Annotated in this window: 17 protein-coding genes; all 17 read left to right on the top strand. The window is 69.3% G+C overall.

The annotated features are described in order from the left end of the window. The first annotated feature begins 69 nt into the window (after positions 1-69). The 17 genes from HF203_RS00445 (at position 70) to HF203_RS00365 (ending at position 13,753) form a co-directional block, all read left to right on the top strand. The gene (locus HF203_RS00445; RefSeq protein ID WP_168665487.1) at positions 70-585 is read left to right on the top strand and encodes a peroxiredoxin family protein; all 516 of its coding nucleotides are present in this window, start codon (positions 70-72) and stop codon (positions 583-585) included. 183 nt (positions 586-768) lie between these two features. Next, the gene (locus HF203_RS00440) at positions 769-1,713 is read left to right on the top strand and encodes a YMGG-like glycine zipper-containing protein (protein ID WP_168665485.1); all 945 of its coding nucleotides are present in this window, start codon (positions 769-771) and stop codon (positions 1,711-1,713) included. Between the two features lie 9 nt (positions 1,714-1,722). After that, positions 1,723-2,397 (top strand): trypsin-like peptidase domain-containing protein, encoded by a 675-nt coding sequence (locus HF203_RS00435; RefSeq protein WP_168665483.1) that lies wholly within the window; start codon positions 1,723-1,725, stop codon positions 2,395-2,397. A 4-nt stretch (positions 2,398-2,401) separates the two neighbouring features. Next, complete coding sequence (locus HF203_RS00430; protein WP_168665481.1) at positions 2,402-3,052, top strand: hypothetical protein; 651 nt, start codon at positions 2,402-2,404, stop codon at positions 3,050-3,052. A gap of 45 nt (positions 3,053-3,097) precedes the next feature. Continuing rightward, a complete protein-coding gene (locus tag HF203_RS00425) occupies positions 3,098-3,724 on the top strand; it encodes a hypothetical protein (protein WP_168665479.1) in 627 nt (208 codons plus the stop codon). A gap of 43 nt (positions 3,725-3,767) precedes the next feature. Next, positions 3,768-4,457 carry a hypothetical protein gene (locus HF203_RS00420; protein WP_168665477.1) on the top strand — a complete coding sequence of 230 codons (690 nt, stop codon included), beginning with the start codon at positions 3,768-3,770 and terminating at the stop codon, positions 4,455-4,457. Further along, positions 4,457-4,849, top strand: coding sequence for a hypothetical protein (locus HF203_RS00415; RefSeq protein WP_168665475.1), 393 nt, complete (start codon positions 4,457-4,459; stop codon positions 4,847-4,849). Before HF203_RS00420 ends, HF203_RS00415 begins: the two co-directional genes overlap by 1 nt. After that, positions 4,846-5,571 (top strand): MotA/TolQ/ExbB proton channel family protein, encoded by a 726-nt coding sequence (locus tag HF203_RS16285; protein ID WP_168665473.1) that lies wholly within the window; start codon positions 4,846-4,848, stop codon positions 5,569-5,571. The genes HF203_RS00415 and HF203_RS16285 overlap by 4 nt, the downstream gene beginning before the upstream one ends. Positions 5,572-5,639: 68 nt before the next feature. Beyond that, a complete protein-coding gene (locus tag HF203_RS00405) occupies positions 5,640-6,101 on the top strand; it encodes a hypothetical protein (RefSeq protein WP_168665471.1) in 462 nt (153 codons plus the stop codon). Next, on the top strand, positions 6,098-6,751 hold the full coding sequence (locus tag HF203_RS00400) for a hypothetical protein (protein ID WP_168665469.1): 654 nt from the start codon (positions 6,098-6,100) through the stop codon (positions 6,749-6,751). The genes HF203_RS00405 and HF203_RS00400 overlap by 4 nt, the downstream gene beginning before the upstream one ends. Before the next feature lie 5 nt (positions 6,752-6,756). Then, positions 6,757-7,692, top strand: a complete 936-nt coding sequence (locus HF203_RS00395; RefSeq protein ID WP_168665467.1) for a hypothetical protein — start codon at positions 6,757-6,759, stop codon at positions 7,690-7,692. Then, a complete protein-coding gene (locus HF203_RS00390) occupies positions 7,689-8,213 on the top strand; it encodes a hypothetical protein (RefSeq protein ID WP_168665465.1) in 525 nt (174 codons plus the stop codon). Before HF203_RS00395 ends, HF203_RS00390 begins: the two co-directional genes overlap by 4 nt. 1 nt (position 8,214) lies before the next feature. After that, positions 8,215-8,721, top strand: a complete 507-nt coding sequence (locus HF203_RS00385; protein ID WP_168665464.1) for a hypothetical protein — start codon at positions 8,215-8,217, stop codon at positions 8,719-8,721. Between the two features lie 46 nt (positions 8,722-8,767). Beyond that, positions 8,768-9,421 (top strand): hypothetical protein, encoded by a 654-nt coding sequence (locus HF203_RS00380; RefSeq protein WP_168665462.1) that lies wholly within the window; start codon positions 8,768-8,770, stop codon positions 9,419-9,421. Between the two features lie 4 nt (positions 9,422-9,425). Then, positions 9,426-11,807 carry a vWA domain-containing protein gene (locus HF203_RS00375; RefSeq protein ID WP_168665459.1) on the top strand — a complete coding sequence of 794 codons (2,382 nt, stop codon included), beginning with the start codon at positions 9,426-9,428 and terminating at the stop codon, positions 11,805-11,807. Continuing rightward, positions 11,807-12,514, top strand: coding sequence for an ATP-binding cassette domain-containing protein (locus HF203_RS00370; RefSeq protein WP_168665457.1), 708 nt, complete (start codon positions 11,807-11,809; stop codon positions 12,512-12,514). Before HF203_RS00375 ends, HF203_RS00370 begins: the two co-directional genes overlap by 1 nt. 3 nt (positions 12,515-12,517) lie before the next feature. Then, a complete protein-coding gene (locus HF203_RS00365) occupies positions 12,518-13,753 on the top strand; it encodes an FtsX-like permease family protein (RefSeq protein WP_168665455.1) in 1,236 nt (411 codons plus the stop codon).

Raw genomic sequence — 13,753 nt, 5'->3', positions numbered from 1 at the left:
GTCGATGCAAGACACGATCCGCCGAGCCCCTCCCGCCTCTAACCCGTTCCCGACCCCGGAGTCCCTGCCATGCCCCAGCCCCATTCCGTGCTTGCCCTGCTGCTGTTGCTGTCATCGATCCTGGCCGGGCCGCTCCAGGCCGAGACGCTGGCCCCCCTCCCAGCACCGCAGCCGGCGCCAGGCTTCACGCTGCAGAGCAGTGGTGGCGCGCCGGTGGCGCTGGCCGATTACCGGGGGCGGGTGGTGATCCTCAACTTCTGGGCGACCTGGTGCCCGCCCTGTCGCGACGAGATGCCCTCGATGCAGCGTGCCTACGAGGCGTTGGCCGCCGACGGGGTGGAGATCCTCGCCATCAACGTCGACGAGGACGCCGCCACCATCGCCGAGTTCGGCGCGCGTCTCGGGCTCGACTTCCCATTGCTCGTCGATCCCGCCTCGGCGGTGACACTCGACTACGGGGTGCGTGGGTTGCCGACCTCCTATGTGGTCGACCGCGATGGTCGGCTGGTGTTCGACGTCCTCGGGGATCTCGCCTGGGATGACCCCGAGGTGCTCGATCAGGTGCGGGCCTTGACCACGCCCTGAGGCCTGTTGTGAACGTCCCGGTGGCGCGCGTGGTGGGTTGACAGCTGGAATCATCGGGGATGAGAATGCGCACATTGCGTGTTGCTTGAAGCTCGACCCCGGTCGTCACAGACGGGCACGCGCTCCGCGCAGGACGTCGACCAGCGACGCTCCTGCTTCAGGATCCAATGGAGTGGAAGCCAAATGGATGTGACGCCCGAACCCACCCCCAATGCCCTCTTCGCTCGCCGCTGGCGTGCACTATTGATCTTCGTCGTCGCGCTGTTGACCGCCTCACTGGGGCTGAGTGGCTGCGCCACGACGGGTGGCAATCCCCTGGCCGCCGGCATGCAGGTCTTCGAGGATGCGCGTGGGCGTTACATCGACGTCTCCACCCCGGACCCCTGTGCCACGCTGCGCGAGCCCTTCGTCGAGGTGCGCGAGGTGCAGCGTCGCGAGATCGCCAAGTGGGCCGCGATCGGGGCCAGCGCCGGTGCCGCCGGCGGGGCCGCGATCGATCGTAACAACCGGCTGCGTGGTCTGCTCATCGGGGCGCTCACCGGGGCGCTGGCCGGCGCCACCATCGGCTATTACACCGACCTGCAGGAGCGTGCCGAGGGCACCAGTGCGCTGCGTCGCGCGGTGTTCACCGATGCGCGGGGCGATCGCCAGCGCAGCGACCGTCTGGTCGGGGCCGTCGCCAAGCTCAACCAATGCCGCATGCGCTCGCTCAAGTCCATCGCCACGGCGGTCCGCAAGGGCCAGATCAGCAAGGACGAGGCACGGGCGCGACTCGCCGCAGTGAAGCGTGCGACGCGCGAGGACAACCAGTTGATCGACAGTGTCTCGGCCGGTTTGACCAAGCGCACGAACATCTATGTCAACGCCCTGCAGCGCTCCGGTGCCGAGGACGCCGATGCCTATATCGCGCGTGCCGAGGCCTATCGCCCGGTGGTGCGCAAACCGCAGTTCGCCGTCTCCCGGCCGACCGCCCAGGTCTCCTCGATCAGCCTGACACGGCGCGATCGGCGCGGTGAGAACAGCGTCGAGGGTGTGGCCAAAAATGCCGCCGAACTCGAGGCACTGCAGCTTGCACACCGTGAGGCGGTCGATGACGGGATCGAGGACATCAACGCCTTGCTGCTCTGAGCGCCCCGCGTGATCAGGACGTGGTCGGTAGTCGGGTTGGCGGTGGTGACGGGCGTGCTGCAGGTGGGCGCCACGACGGCCGCCCCCGGGCGTTTCCCCGCCGCAGTGCAGGAACGCCTCGGCGAGGTCTGGGCCGTCTCCGGCGAGCGTTGTCTGGCCACCTGCCTCACCGCCGAGCTGGTGCTGACTGCGGCGCACTGCCTGCAGGATCGCCGTGCCCGACCACTACCGGCGCACACGCTCTCCTTTCGCACCGTCGCGGGGGAGTCGGTGGCGGTGCGCGTCGTGCAGCGCCACCCCGAGTTCTCCGCCCAGCAGGCCAGTCTCGAGGCCATTGGCGTCGATCTGGCGCTGTTGCGCCTCGTCCGCCCGCTCGCCGAACCGATGCCGGCACCACTGACAATCGGCACCGGGGTCTCTGTCGGGGAGACCCTGTTGATCCCGAGGCGAGGCCGCTCGCAACCGTCGCGCTGCCGGGTCATCGACCAGGTCGGCTTCGTCTTTACCCTCGACTGTCCTATCGCCCCTGGCGATTCCGGCGCGGCGGTGCTGCGTGCCGGTGCTGGGGCGGTGCCCGAACTCGTCGGTGTGATCTCGGCCTTCGAGACCGATGGGGCGGCGCACACCGCCATCGCCACCGAGTTCGACTCCATGTTCCTATCCCTGATCGAATCGTGCAGGTGATCGCGTGAAGCCAATCCGAGCGTTGTTGTTGCCGCTCTGTCTCGTCGCCGCCGATGCCGCCGCGACCATGACCCTCGAGGAGATCGATACCGAACTCCGTCTCATCGAAGCGCAGCTGCGCGCCGCCGAGGTGGTGCCTGCGCGCCCGTCGCTGCCGACCGTCCCGGTGTCATCCTCGGCGCCGGTCGAGCGTTGCCAGCTCTCGCTGCAGGACTTGCGTGATGAGCAGGCGGCCCTGGTCGCAGTGTTGCCGAAGAAACAGGTCGTGGTCGAGCGTCTCAGCGCATCGGTCACCGAGTTGCGCCAGAGGTTGCTGCGCGAGGGCTGCGGGGAGGACGACCGCGACCGTCTCGAAGCGCTGCAGCGCGATGTGGAAGAGATCGCGCTCGAGCCGGCATTCACGCGCGTCACCCAGCTCGGCGATTGTGTGAGTGAGCGCATCCTCGATGCCGAGGCCGAGAAGCAAGCGGCGATCGCACGGGGGGAGCACGGCTACGGGCTACTCGGCATTACCCAGCGGATCGATGCCCTCAATGACCTCTCCGAACAGGTGATGCAGCTGGCGATCGATCTCGAGGGTGTGGTCGATCTGCGCCAGCGGCTCGGGACCGCCCTCGGGGAATACCAAAATCTGTGTACAGGCGCTGACTTCTAATCGGGCGCGGTGCACGGCGCATCCTGGATGGAGAGACCAACCGTTATGAATCGAGGACTCATCGCCGCGCTGCTCGCGCTGGCACTGCCGGTGGCGGCCAATGCCTCAGACTCGACCCGCGAGGAACTCAAACAGGCCGAGGCCGCCATGAAGGAGGCGACCTCGACGGTGCAACAGGGGGTGAACGATGCGCTCATGGTGATCCGCGAGATCACCGATGAGAACGCTGCCTCGCGCACCAGCGAGGTGCTCGAGGCGATCGAGGCGATCGAGAATCAGGCGCTGACCGCCATCGACCAGCTGGCGCTCAACGGGGCCTTCATGAACGCACTCAACGATGCGCGCATCGAGATCCGCCAGACCCTGAAGACGGTGGAGAAGATGGAGCCGAGCCCCAATCGCGACCGCAACCTGGAGATCCTCAAGTCCCAGGCCGAGCGCTTCGACGAGCTGCAGCAATCGATCTCGCGCAAGGAGGGGGAGATCACCCTGCAGCTGGCGCAGTTCACCACCCTCAAGCGTGACATCGAGCTCTCCATCCGGATCGGTAAGATCACCGAACTCATCGGCAGTCTGGAGAGCGTGCAGGCGCACCTCGACAACATGAGCCACACCCTCGGTGAGGTCCTCGAATACCAGGTCGGCGATGTCGAGATCCCGGTGACCAACTGACACCGTCGAGGCGACGGTCAAACCACAACATGAGGAAGATGCGGTGCGCAAACTGACAATTGCGGTCTGTCTGGGTTCGCTGTTCGGTCTCACCCAGGCGCAGGCCGAGGGGATCGACGGAGAGCGGCTGCTCGAGGCGGCCAAGGAGATGAGCGGGGCGGTATTCACGCCCGAGGGGCAGCGGGAGCAGGCCGGGCCAAGGGTCTTGGTCGAGGGCGTGCAGCAGTCGGCCGTCAGGTTGCAGGATGCGGTCGACGGCTTCCGCGCGGCGATGGCGCAGGCCAACTCCCAGGACAGTGGCATGGCGGCGCTCGACGAGATGCTCGACGTGGCACGTGATGTCAACGAGAGCCTCAACAAGGACTCGGAGATCTGGAACGAGCTGCAGCGTCTGATCGACGAGTGGACCGCCAAGCGCGACTCGGTGATCGAGCGCGCTCGCACCAATCCGGGGCTGCAGAAGCTGGCCAAGAACTGGCAGGACAAGGTCGACCAGGTGATCGAGTTGCGCAGCCTGATCCTCGATCAGGCCACCGACTCGGAGATGCTGGTGCAGGACATCGAGAACAAGAAGGAGATCATCGCCGAGTACTACGAGCTCAATGCCATCGACCTGGTGCTCGCCGAGATGCAGGTAATGAGCGACGAACTCACCGCGATGAACGACTCGATGCGGCTGATCCTGGAGCAGACCGCCGGGGTCGAGGGTGACCTGACGCCGACGACCAACTGATGATCTTGTCCCGGCCCACGCCGTTGTTGCCGGCACTCGTCGCGCTGCTCGTCGGCCTCGGCTCGGCGGGCGCGGTGTCCGCCGACTCGCTGGCGCCCGCCCCAGCCGGGGCGGGTGCTGGGGTGTCGCTCATCGAGGTCCGCGCTGCGGCGGCGGCCAGTGCGCGTCAGCTCGACGCGCTGGAGGCGCTGATCGCCCGTCAGGATGCCGAACTCGAGGTACTGCTCGCGCGGCTGGAGGTCACCGAGGACGCCGAGCGTCGCGCCGCGCTACGTACCCTCGTCGATCGCTTGACACGGGTACTCGATCGGCTCGAGGCACAGCAACGCCGGCAACGCGACACCCTCGCCGAGCTGCATGCGAGAATCGATGCGCTGGAGGCGCAGCAGTGAATACATCGACCCCTGTGGCCGACATCTCGGCCGATGATGTGACCATCGCCGCGCCCTTGCTCGCCCCGGCGCTCGCCGCCAGTGGCGCTGGCGCGGTGGCGGTGATGAGTGGCGTTGCCGTGTTGTTGCCGACCCCGCCGGCAGCAGAGACCCCGGCGGTATCGTTGCTGCGTTATCTCGGCAACGACTTCTGCCTCGCCATCCTCACCCTCGGGCTGTGGGCGTTGCTCTATGCCTTGCTGCAGATCCAGGGGGCGCGTCAGGAGCTGGCGACCCTTGCCGGCGCCACGGGCTCGCGTTTGCTGCGTCGTCTCACCGGGGCGCATGCGCGAGCGGCGCTGCTCGCGCATGCGCCGGTCGCCGACGCCATGCTGCGTGCCGGGGTCAGCGCCGATCGTCTCGATACCCACCAGCGGTTGCGTGCTGCGCCGCTGAGCTACGCGATCTGGGTGCTGCCGCTGATGGGCTTCATCGGCACCGTGGTGGGGATCTCCGGTGCCATCGGTGGGCTCGGGTCGGTGTTCGGCGAGGCTGGGCGCGAGCAGGCGCTCGGCGAGGTGCTCGGCCATCTGCGCTATGCCTTCGACACCACCTTCGTCGGCCTGGCGGCGGTGATCCCGATCATGGCGCTGGCCACCTTCCAACGTACCCTGGCCGATCGGGTCAGACACCAAGTGGTGACACACGCCCTGCGTAGCGCCACCGTCGAGCCGCGGCGCTAGGGGCGACGATGGGCTCGCGGCTAGGCCTTCCGTTCGCGCCACCCGCCCCGGCGTTCCGCGGCGCCGGCATGACCTCGCTGGTCGATTTGCTGCTGGCGACCATTGGCATCTTCGTCATCGTCTTCGCCCTGCAGGAGGTGGTGGTGCCGAGCGAGCGGGTGGCCGCGCCCTTCGACGGCGCCGTCCTCTGCGATGCCGGTGGGCGCTATCGCGGCCATCTCCCCGATGGCCGAGTGCAGCCGCTCGATCGTGCCGACCTGGCCACTGCGGTGCGCCTGTGGGCGCCGGCGGGTGGTCGCTTCCTGATCGGGATCACCCCGGGCTGCGCCCAGACCGAGCTGACGCGCGGCCGTTCGGCCGCGGCGTTGGCCTTCGCGATACGCGCCGAGTTGGGTCTGCAGACCGATCCCTCGGGTGAACCCATCCATCGCTTCGAGATCGCGCCCCTGGTCGATGAGGCCCATTTCGCGGCGTTGCTCGACGAACTCGGTATCGATCCCGACCCCGACGCCGAGGCCGCGCAGAGATGATGGGGGATGATGGGCTGAGCGCCGCCGGGCGTGATACCGAGACCGGCTTTCTCGATGTCGCCGCCAATGCGCTGGCGGTGATGATCCTTGCCACCATGCTCCTGGTGGTGGTCGCGGCGCCGTTGCGGCTGCCGGGGGACACCCCGCCCGACACCCATGAGGCGAGGCTGCGTTTCCCCACCGACAGTGATCCGGTGATGCGACCGCTCTATCGCTACTTCCTGGTCAGCGATGCCGGCGTCGTCGCCATCGATCTCGATGGGCTGGCGCGTGCCTGCATGGCCGCCGCCGGCGATGCGCGTACCGCGCAGGGCCAGATGGGTCTGATCGTCGATCGTCGGGCGCGGCGCGACTGGAACCACTATCGCGCCAGCCTCCGCCCCGACTATGCCGTGCTCAAGGCGCAATCGCGCCAGCTCGATGTCGAGGAGCTGGCCGCGTTCGTCGCGACCCTGGGCGAGGATTACGCGCGTGCGCGCGTCTCGCCGACCTTCCTGGTGTTGCCCGATGGCCTGGCGACGGTGGCCCCGATTTATTGGGCGCTGCGTGAGGCCGGGACCCCGGTGCGCTGGTTTGCCGCGCGCTACGAGGCGGCGATCCCGTTCGAGCACTCGGCGCGGGTGTTCGAGTTGCCGGGGGCCCTCGACTGATGGCCGTGACCCAACCAGGACGGGCCTTCGCTACCCTGATCGCGGCACTGTCGCTGCTCGGACTCGGGGGCCTGGCCCGGCTCGAACCGCCGCGCCCCAAGTCCCCGGCGGTGTCCGCGGCGACCACGGCGCAGACCGAGCAGACGCGCAAGGCACTCGATGCGCTCGCCAGCGGTCGTCTCGATGACGAGGCCGAGCGTGTGGCCGCCGTCCCTGGGCTGATCCCCGCCGGGGACACCTGTGGGGCGCGTCGAGCCCAGCTGATGGCACCGATGCCACGCGTCGCGCGCGCGCGTTTCGCTGCCGCCTCGCTGGCGGCGAGCCCGGAGGTGCGACTGGCGTTGCTGACCGAACTCGAGGCCGAGTATCCGGCGATGGCCTGGCGGATCCGTCTGGAGATGAGCGAGGTCGCCCGCCGTGCCGGCGATCGCACGCGCGCTGGTGCCGACGCCGAGGCGGCGTTGGCGCTCGATCCCCCCGCCGGATGTCGCTCCGATGCCTGGTTCCGCAAGGCCTTGGTCAGCGATGGCGCGGCACGCCTGGCGGCACTGCGCGCGGCGGTCGCCGATGACCCGGGGCACTACAACGCCTGGGCTTATCTGGCCGTCGAACTGATGCGGCTGCTCGATCACGCCGCCGAGGGAGCGCACTGTGACGCCGCCGCCGCGCAGCTGGTGCGTGCCATCGTCTATCTCGATCGGTTGGCCAGGACCGATGCCCAGCTGGCCCGGCTCGAGCGTCTGGCCAACGCCGCCAGTCCCGCTCATGGACCCGGTCGTGCGTTGTTGCTGGGCATGGTCCAGGAACGCACCCGGCGTCTCGCGCAGGCGGCGGCGACCTATGGGCGTGTGGCCGCGTATGCCGCCGGCGACTGCATGGCACCGGTGGCGCTGGTGGCGCGCACCCGGCTCAACGCACTCGATCAGGACACTCACCGATGAAGACGTACCGTATTTTGCTGCTGCCGCTGTTGTGGCTGGCCCTACCGCTACAGGCGGCTGACTGTCCCTGGAAGGTCATGGAGATCGGGCCCCAGCTCGATACGGCGACCGCGATCGCGCGCCGGGCGTGGGCACATGCCGAGGTCAAGGATCGGGAGATCGCCCGCTTGCGGCGCGCGCTCCTGCGTGATTGTCAGGCGCCCTCCGGGGTCGCCGGACTGGAGGCGTTCTCGCCACGGATCGCTGACTTCGACCCCGTGCGGCAGCAGGCGCTGGCGGCGCAATTGCTGGCCTGTACCGAGGCGAAGCGCGACGAGGGTCAGGCCCGATTGGCCCGCGCCCGCGCCGCCGGACAGCGGGCGCTCGAACGGCGGCTGATCGACGTCCTCGGGGTGATCGAGCGCGACGCCCAACGCGCCTTCGCGCACGAGATCTCGGTCCATCAGCTCGTCTCCAAGCTCGAGCGGTTGGCCACCGAGCGCGAGCGTCTGCTCGCGACTTGCCGACAACTCGATTTCTGACATGTTGTTGGCCGCCTGTCTGCTCGTTGCCGGCTGGCTCGCCGCCTGGCTGTGGCCAGGGGCGCTGACCTGGGCCTGGTTCGCGGTGTTGCCGGCACTCGCCACCGATGCCGTGGGGGCGCGTGACTGGCCGGCGCTTTGTGTCGCGGCAACGCTTTGTCTGCTGATCGTGGTGATCACGCGCGTGCGGGGCGGGGCGGTGATGCTGCGAGGGATCTGGATCGCGCTACTCGCCACCGTGCTGGTGCTGCAGGGTGAGGCCTTGGCGCTACGGTTGGTGGGCCTGAGCGACGGGCCGGCACCCTGGGCACCCTGGGTGGTCAGTGGTGCCGTGCTGGCATGCGTGTTGAGCCTGGTGGCGATGACCCCGGAGCGGCGGACGATCCTGCCGTTCGCCGCGGTGGGGGCGGCGGCGCTGCTGCCGAGCTGGCCGTTACCGGCGCTGCTCTGGGGCGGCGTGGTGCTGTTACTGGTGGTCGTCGAACGGCGGTGTCTGGTCGAGGACTGAGCGCCGTCGCGCGCAAGGCGTGTCGGGGCGGACGAGGGGAGAGAGGATGTTACAACGACTGTGGATAATGGGGTTCCTGGTCGTCGTGTCGGTGCCGGGGACGAGCGGCCTGGTGCTCGCCGCCGAGGCCGAGCCGACCGATGACGTGGGTGTCGAGGTGGCGCCGTTGTCACCGGCGTTGGCCACGCGTGCCCGTGCCGCGCGACAACGGCTCACGGCCTTGCAACAGGCCGGTGCGGCCGAGGTGCAGTCCTTGGCCCGAGCGCGCGAGGCGGCCGACGCCGCCGAGCACGCGCGCGATCGGTTGGCGATCGAGGCCGCCGAGGCCGCGATGGAGGTCGAGCTGATGCGGGCCTGTCTGGAGGAGATCGGCGCTACGGCCGATGGGCTGCGGTTACCACCAGGGACCGTGAGTCGTGCCGAGGACCAGTCGCGACCGCTGCCGCAGCGCGACGCCATGCCGCTGACCTCGTTCGAACCGTCGCCCCGGGTGGTCCGGGCTACCCTCGACAAGCTCGTCTATGCCGATCTCGACTCGACCACGACGGTCGCTGAGATCGCCGCCGGCGAGGCCTTCGTGGTGCTCGGCACCCTGCGTGGGGCGCAGGGACAACGACGGCTGTTGGGGTGGATCTCCGGTCGTGGACAGGTGCTGGTGGCCGATGGCGATATCGCTGAAGTGGGGGGGCGCGATGAGTGAACCGATGCGAACCCGAGCTGACGCGGTGCGCGTCGGTGCGGGCCGGAAACCGGGACCTTTGCCGGGGATGCTGCTCGGCGTCGCGCTGGTCGCATCCATGGGGGCTGCCGCGCAGCCGACCGATGTCTCCAGCCCGGTGCAACGCCTCGATCGTATCGAGGCCGCGCTCGCGGCACACGAGCGTGCGCTGCAGGACGTACCGGCCGAGGTCGCCCGGCGGGCACTGGCCGAGGCGCAGCGCGCGGCACTGGCCGCGCAGCTGGAGCGCGATCGCGGCGACGGCGCTGCGTTGCGCGCGCGTCTGACCGAGACCGTGACCGCGCTGACCGTGCCGCTGTCGACGGTGGTGAGTGCACCGTCACCGGCCCAGACCGCGCCGCTGTCGGTGCCCGCCACTCTGGCCTCGTCACCCCGGGCCGTCACCGGTGGCCTGACATCTAGGGATGCGGGGCGCGCGCCGGCGCGCGCCGATTTTTCGGTCGCCGGTCTGGAACAGCCGTTGGAAGGCGCCGCGCCGGGGCTGTGGCGTCGGGTGCTCAGTCGTCCCGATGCCCAGCTGCGTACGCCTGCCGGAGAGCTGCGCCCGCTCGACACCTTCTCCGTGCTCTACGTCTACGGTGAACGGACCCAGCCCGACGGGCAGACCTGGCTGGCAGTGGGCGCGCGCGCCGACCGGGTCGATGGCTGGGTCCGTCATCACGCCACCGAGGATTGGACCTCGATGCTGGTGATGGAGTATGCGCCGCGCACCGATACCCGTGGGCCGGTGCTGTTCTTCTCCTCGCGCGAGCGCCTTGCCGACGTCGTTGCGGCCGCCGACGGGCCGAAACGGGTCGAGCGTCTGCGCGCGGCGGTGGCACAAGGTGAGAATGGCGAAGGCAGTATCCTCACCGTCGAGCCGAGACGGGCGGTGGCGCACGATGCCACCTATCTGATGCCGATCCTCGGGCACCAGGCGAGCTACTTCAACTACGGAGCCTATCTCGACGTCATGCTGTTGCAGCTCGCCGGGCTCACCGAGACTGCCGTCTCGCGCGCCGAGGCGGCCACCACCATCGCCGAGACCTCGGCTCGGGGCGGTGGCGGCAACCCGCTCGCCGATTTCCATATCGGGGTGGCCTTCGTCATCGACACCACCCGCTCGATGGGGCCCTATATCGAGGCCACCAAGGACTTCGTGCGCAACATCTACGCCCGGCTCGATCAACGTGGGCTGTCCGAGCGCTTCCGCTTCGCGCTGGTCGGTTTCCGCGACAACATCACCGCCGCCCCCGGGGCCGGCTACGTCACCCGGGTGTTCAGCGACCTCACCACCCCGGTCTCGGGACGGGCGCAGCTCGCCGAGATCGATGCGGTGCAGCCGGCGACCGTCTCCACCGTCGACTGGCGCGAGGATGCCTTCGCCGGGCTGCGTAGCGCCGCCCACGACCTCCACTGGGACGAGGTCGACGCCCGATTGGTGCTGTTGATCACCGATGCCAGCGCGCGCGCCGAGACCGATGACAAGGCGCGACATCCCGGCTTCGGGTCGCCCTCGGTCCGCGCGATCATGGATCAGCGCGATATCTCGGTGCATGTGCTCCACCTGCGCACCGCGCAGGCGCGCGAACTCGCCGGTGGCGCCGAGATCCCGCGCGCCCAGGCCCAGTACGAGGGGCTGGGGCGTTATTACCCGGTCGAGGGTAGCGCGCCACGTACCTTCGGCCGCGCCCTGGCGGCGGTCGAGGACGATCTCGTCGGGGTGCTGGTCGATGCCGCCGCCGGACGTGAGATCGCGCCACCGGCCGATGCCGAGGACCAGTATCGGGTGCTCGACCTGTTGGCCGGGCGCGAGGTGCTCACCGAGGACACCGCCGAGCTGGCCGCACGTCCCATCCTCAGCGATCTGTTCCGCTACCAGCAGGTCTATCTCGGTGCACACGAGGGGGTCGAGCCGCCCAAGTTCTATCGCGCCTGGGCCGCCGATCGCGATCTGATCAATCAGCATGAGCAGGCGTTGCGGGTCTCGGTATTGGTGACCCGCGCCCAGCTCGAGGCGCTCGCCGCCGCGCTGGCGCGGATCATCGACGAGGTCGACAGCAAGCAGGCCAACCTCTCGGAGTTCCACGACGGTGCCCGCAGTCAGGCAGGACGGGCGGTGGTCGATCCGCTGTTGCCGGCGGTCACTGCCGATTTCCTCAAGACGCTGCCTTATCGCTCCAAGCTCCTCGGGCTCGACCGCGAGCAGTTCCTCGGCCTCGGTCAGGGGCAGGAGGCGTTGCTCAACGAGGTGCGGGCGAAGCTCGCCGGCTATCGTGAGATCCTCACCAGCGATCAGCGCTGGATGCGGCTGAGCGAGCGCTCCGAGGAACAGCTCTATCCGCTGCCGCTGCGGGATCTGCCCTGATGCTGCGGTTGGCTGCCGCCGAGTTGCGGGTCGGGGATGCCGCCCGGGGTTTTACCCTGGAGCTTCCCGAGCTGCGTCTGGCCGCGGGGGAGCGGGTCGCGCTGGTCGGCCCCAGTGGGATCGGCAAGACCACCCTGCTCGAACTGGTGGCGCTGCTGCAGCGCCCGACCCGGCTCGCCGCGCTCGAGATCGCCGGGCATGACGCCCGCGAGCTGGCGTTGCGTGGCGGGTTGAATGCACGCGCCGCCTTCAGGGCACGCCATCTGAGCTATATGGTGCAGTCGGGTGGGGTGCTGCCCTTCCTCTCGGCCCGCGACAATGCCCTGGCCGCAGCGCGGGTGGCCGGTGAGCGGATCGATGCGGCGCTGCTCGAGCGGCTGGCCATCGGCGCCGAGCGGCTCGGGCTCGGCGCGGCATTGCAACGGGGACGGGCCGAGCTCTCCGGCGGTGAACGCAAGCGGCTCGGGCTGTTGCGAGTACTGGTGGCGCCACGCCCGCTGGTGCTCGCCGACGAGCCGACCAGTGCGCTCGACGGCGCTGCGGCGACGACGGTGATGACGGCGCTCGGCGAGCTTGCCAGCCGCCACGGTTGTGCGGTGCTGATCGTCACCCACGACGAGGTACGGGCCCGCGCCGCCGGCTTCCGGCTGTGTGCGCTACGCGGCGTCTCGCCGGGGCACCGTCGGCTGTGTGCGCTGGGGGGCTGAGCGATGTCGCGCGTCTCGACCGCCCTGCGCTTCGCGCTCGCCGACCTGTGGGCCGATCGCCTCGCTGCACTGCTCACCATCCTGTTGCTGATGGTGGTGATGACCCCGGCGACCCTGCTCTATGTCGCCAAGGTCGGTCTGGTCTCGGCCTGGACCGAGGAGATCGCGCGCGATGTCTCCAACCGCGAGGTGTTGGTGCTGGGGGGGACGGGGACGCGCGGTTGGCTGAGCGAGGCCGAGCTGGCGCGGCTGCGCGCCTGGCCGGAGGTCGGCTTCGTCACCCCGGAGCCGGTGTTCTCGGTGCGTGCCCACGACTGGGCGCCGGCCCCGGCCGGCGAGGCGCTGCCCGGCCCGGGACAGTTCGTCACGCTGGGGTTGCGTACCACCCTGCCGGGTGATCCGGTGTTCGCCGGTCATGCGGTGGCGCAGGGGATGACCGAGGTCGGGTGCAGTGCTGCAGCGGCGGCGAAGCTCGGTGTCGGGGTCGGCGATCGGGTGGTGGTGCAGGTGACCCGTCAGAGCGATGGGCGGCTGGAACGCGAGTTCCTGCCCCTGACCCTGGTGGCGGTGGTCCCGGCGTCGCGCTGGCCGCGTGCCAATGTGTTCGTCTCACCCGCGCTGGCGCGGGCGATCCGCGCCTTCCAGTACCACGAGGTGACGCGGGCCGATTTTCCACGGTTACCAGAGCAGGCCACGCTCACCTGGCCGTCGATCCGGGTCTATGCCCCGACCATCCATCTTGCGCCGGCGCTGCGCGAGCGGCTGCAGGCCGCAGGCTTCGACGAGGTGCGACTGCACTCCGACCAGATCGCCCGTCTACAGGGGCTCGAACGTGGCATCGATGCCGCCTTCGGCATGCTGCTGGTGCTCGGTGCCTTGGGCTTCTGCGTCAGCCTGTTCCTGCTCGAGTGGTTGAGTGCCGAGCGCAAGACCGGCGATCTCGCGTTGCTGGTGGTGCTCGGTTTCGGCAGCCGCGAGCTGGCGTTGCTGCGCCTGTCGCAGAGCCTGCTGCTGGTCGCCAGTGGCTGTGCGCTGGCGTTGTTGACGGCGTTGGCGGCCCAGGCGCCGCTGCAGGCCCTGGGCCACAGCCTGCTCGGTCTCGAGCACCTCCATCCCTTTCCTCTCGGTGACCTGATGCTCGGTGCGCTGGCGGCCTTGCTGATCGGTGTCGTCGGGTCGACCTATGCGACGCTGCGCTTGCGCAGCGCCGAGCTTACCGCAGCGATTCGCAAGGACTGA

The sequence above is a fragment of the Marichromatium bheemlicum genome, assembly GCF_012276755.1.
Classification (GTDB): domain Bacteria; phylum Pseudomonadota; class Gammaproteobacteria; order Chromatiales; family Chromatiaceae; genus Marichromatium; species Marichromatium bheemlicum.
Note: the sequence above shows the minus strand (reverse complement) of the source record. Positions and strands in the feature narration are given on the sequence as shown.

What these genes read in the sequence shown, in the direction of transcription:
- HF203_RS00445 (WP_168665487.1), top strand. Translation starts at nt 70, where the DNA reads ATGCCCCAGCCCCATTCCGTGCTTGCCCTGCTGCTGTTGCTGTCATCG.
- HF203_RS00440 (WP_168665485.1), top strand. Translation starts at nt 769, where the DNA reads ATGGATGTGACGCCCGAACCCACCCCCAATGCCCTCTTCGCTCGCCGC.
- HF203_RS00425 (WP_168665479.1), top strand. Translation starts at nt 3,098, where the DNA reads ATGAATCGAGGACTCATCGCCGCGCTGCTCGCGCTGGCACTGCCGGTG.
- HF203_RS00415 (WP_168665475.1), top strand. Translation starts at nt 4,457, where the DNA reads ATGATCTTGTCCCGGCCCACGCCGTTGTTGCCGGCACTCGTCGCGCTG.
- HF203_RS00405 (WP_168665471.1), top strand. Translation starts at nt 5,640, where the DNA reads ATGACCTCGCTGGTCGATTTGCTGCTGGCGACCATTGGCATCTTCGTC.
- HF203_RS00400 (WP_168665469.1), top strand. Translation starts at nt 6,098, where the DNA reads ATGATGGGGGATGATGGGCTGAGCGCCGCCGGGCGTGATACCGAGACC.
- HF203_RS00390 (WP_168665465.1), top strand. Translation starts at nt 7,689, where the DNA reads ATGAAGACGTACCGTATTTTGCTGCTGCCGCTGTTGTGGCTGGCCCTA.
- HF203_RS00385 (WP_168665464.1), top strand. Translation starts at nt 8,215, where the DNA reads ATGTTGTTGGCCGCCTGTCTGCTCGTTGCCGGCTGGCTCGCCGCCTGG.
- HF203_RS00380 (WP_168665462.1), top strand. Translation starts at nt 8,768, where the DNA reads ATGTTACAACGACTGTGGATAATGGGGTTCCTGGTCGTCGTGTCGGTG.
- HF203_RS00375 (WP_168665459.1), top strand. Translation starts at nt 9,426, where the DNA reads ATGCGAACCCGAGCTGACGCGGTGCGCGTCGGTGCGGGCCGGAAACCG.
- HF203_RS00370 (WP_168665457.1), top strand. Translation starts at nt 11,807, where the DNA reads ATGCTGCGGTTGGCTGCCGCCGAGTTGCGGGTCGGGGATGCCGCCCGG.
- HF203_RS00365 (WP_168665455.1), top strand. Translation starts at nt 12,518, where the DNA reads ATGTCGCGCGTCTCGACCGCCCTGCGCTTCGCGCTCGCCGACCTGTGG.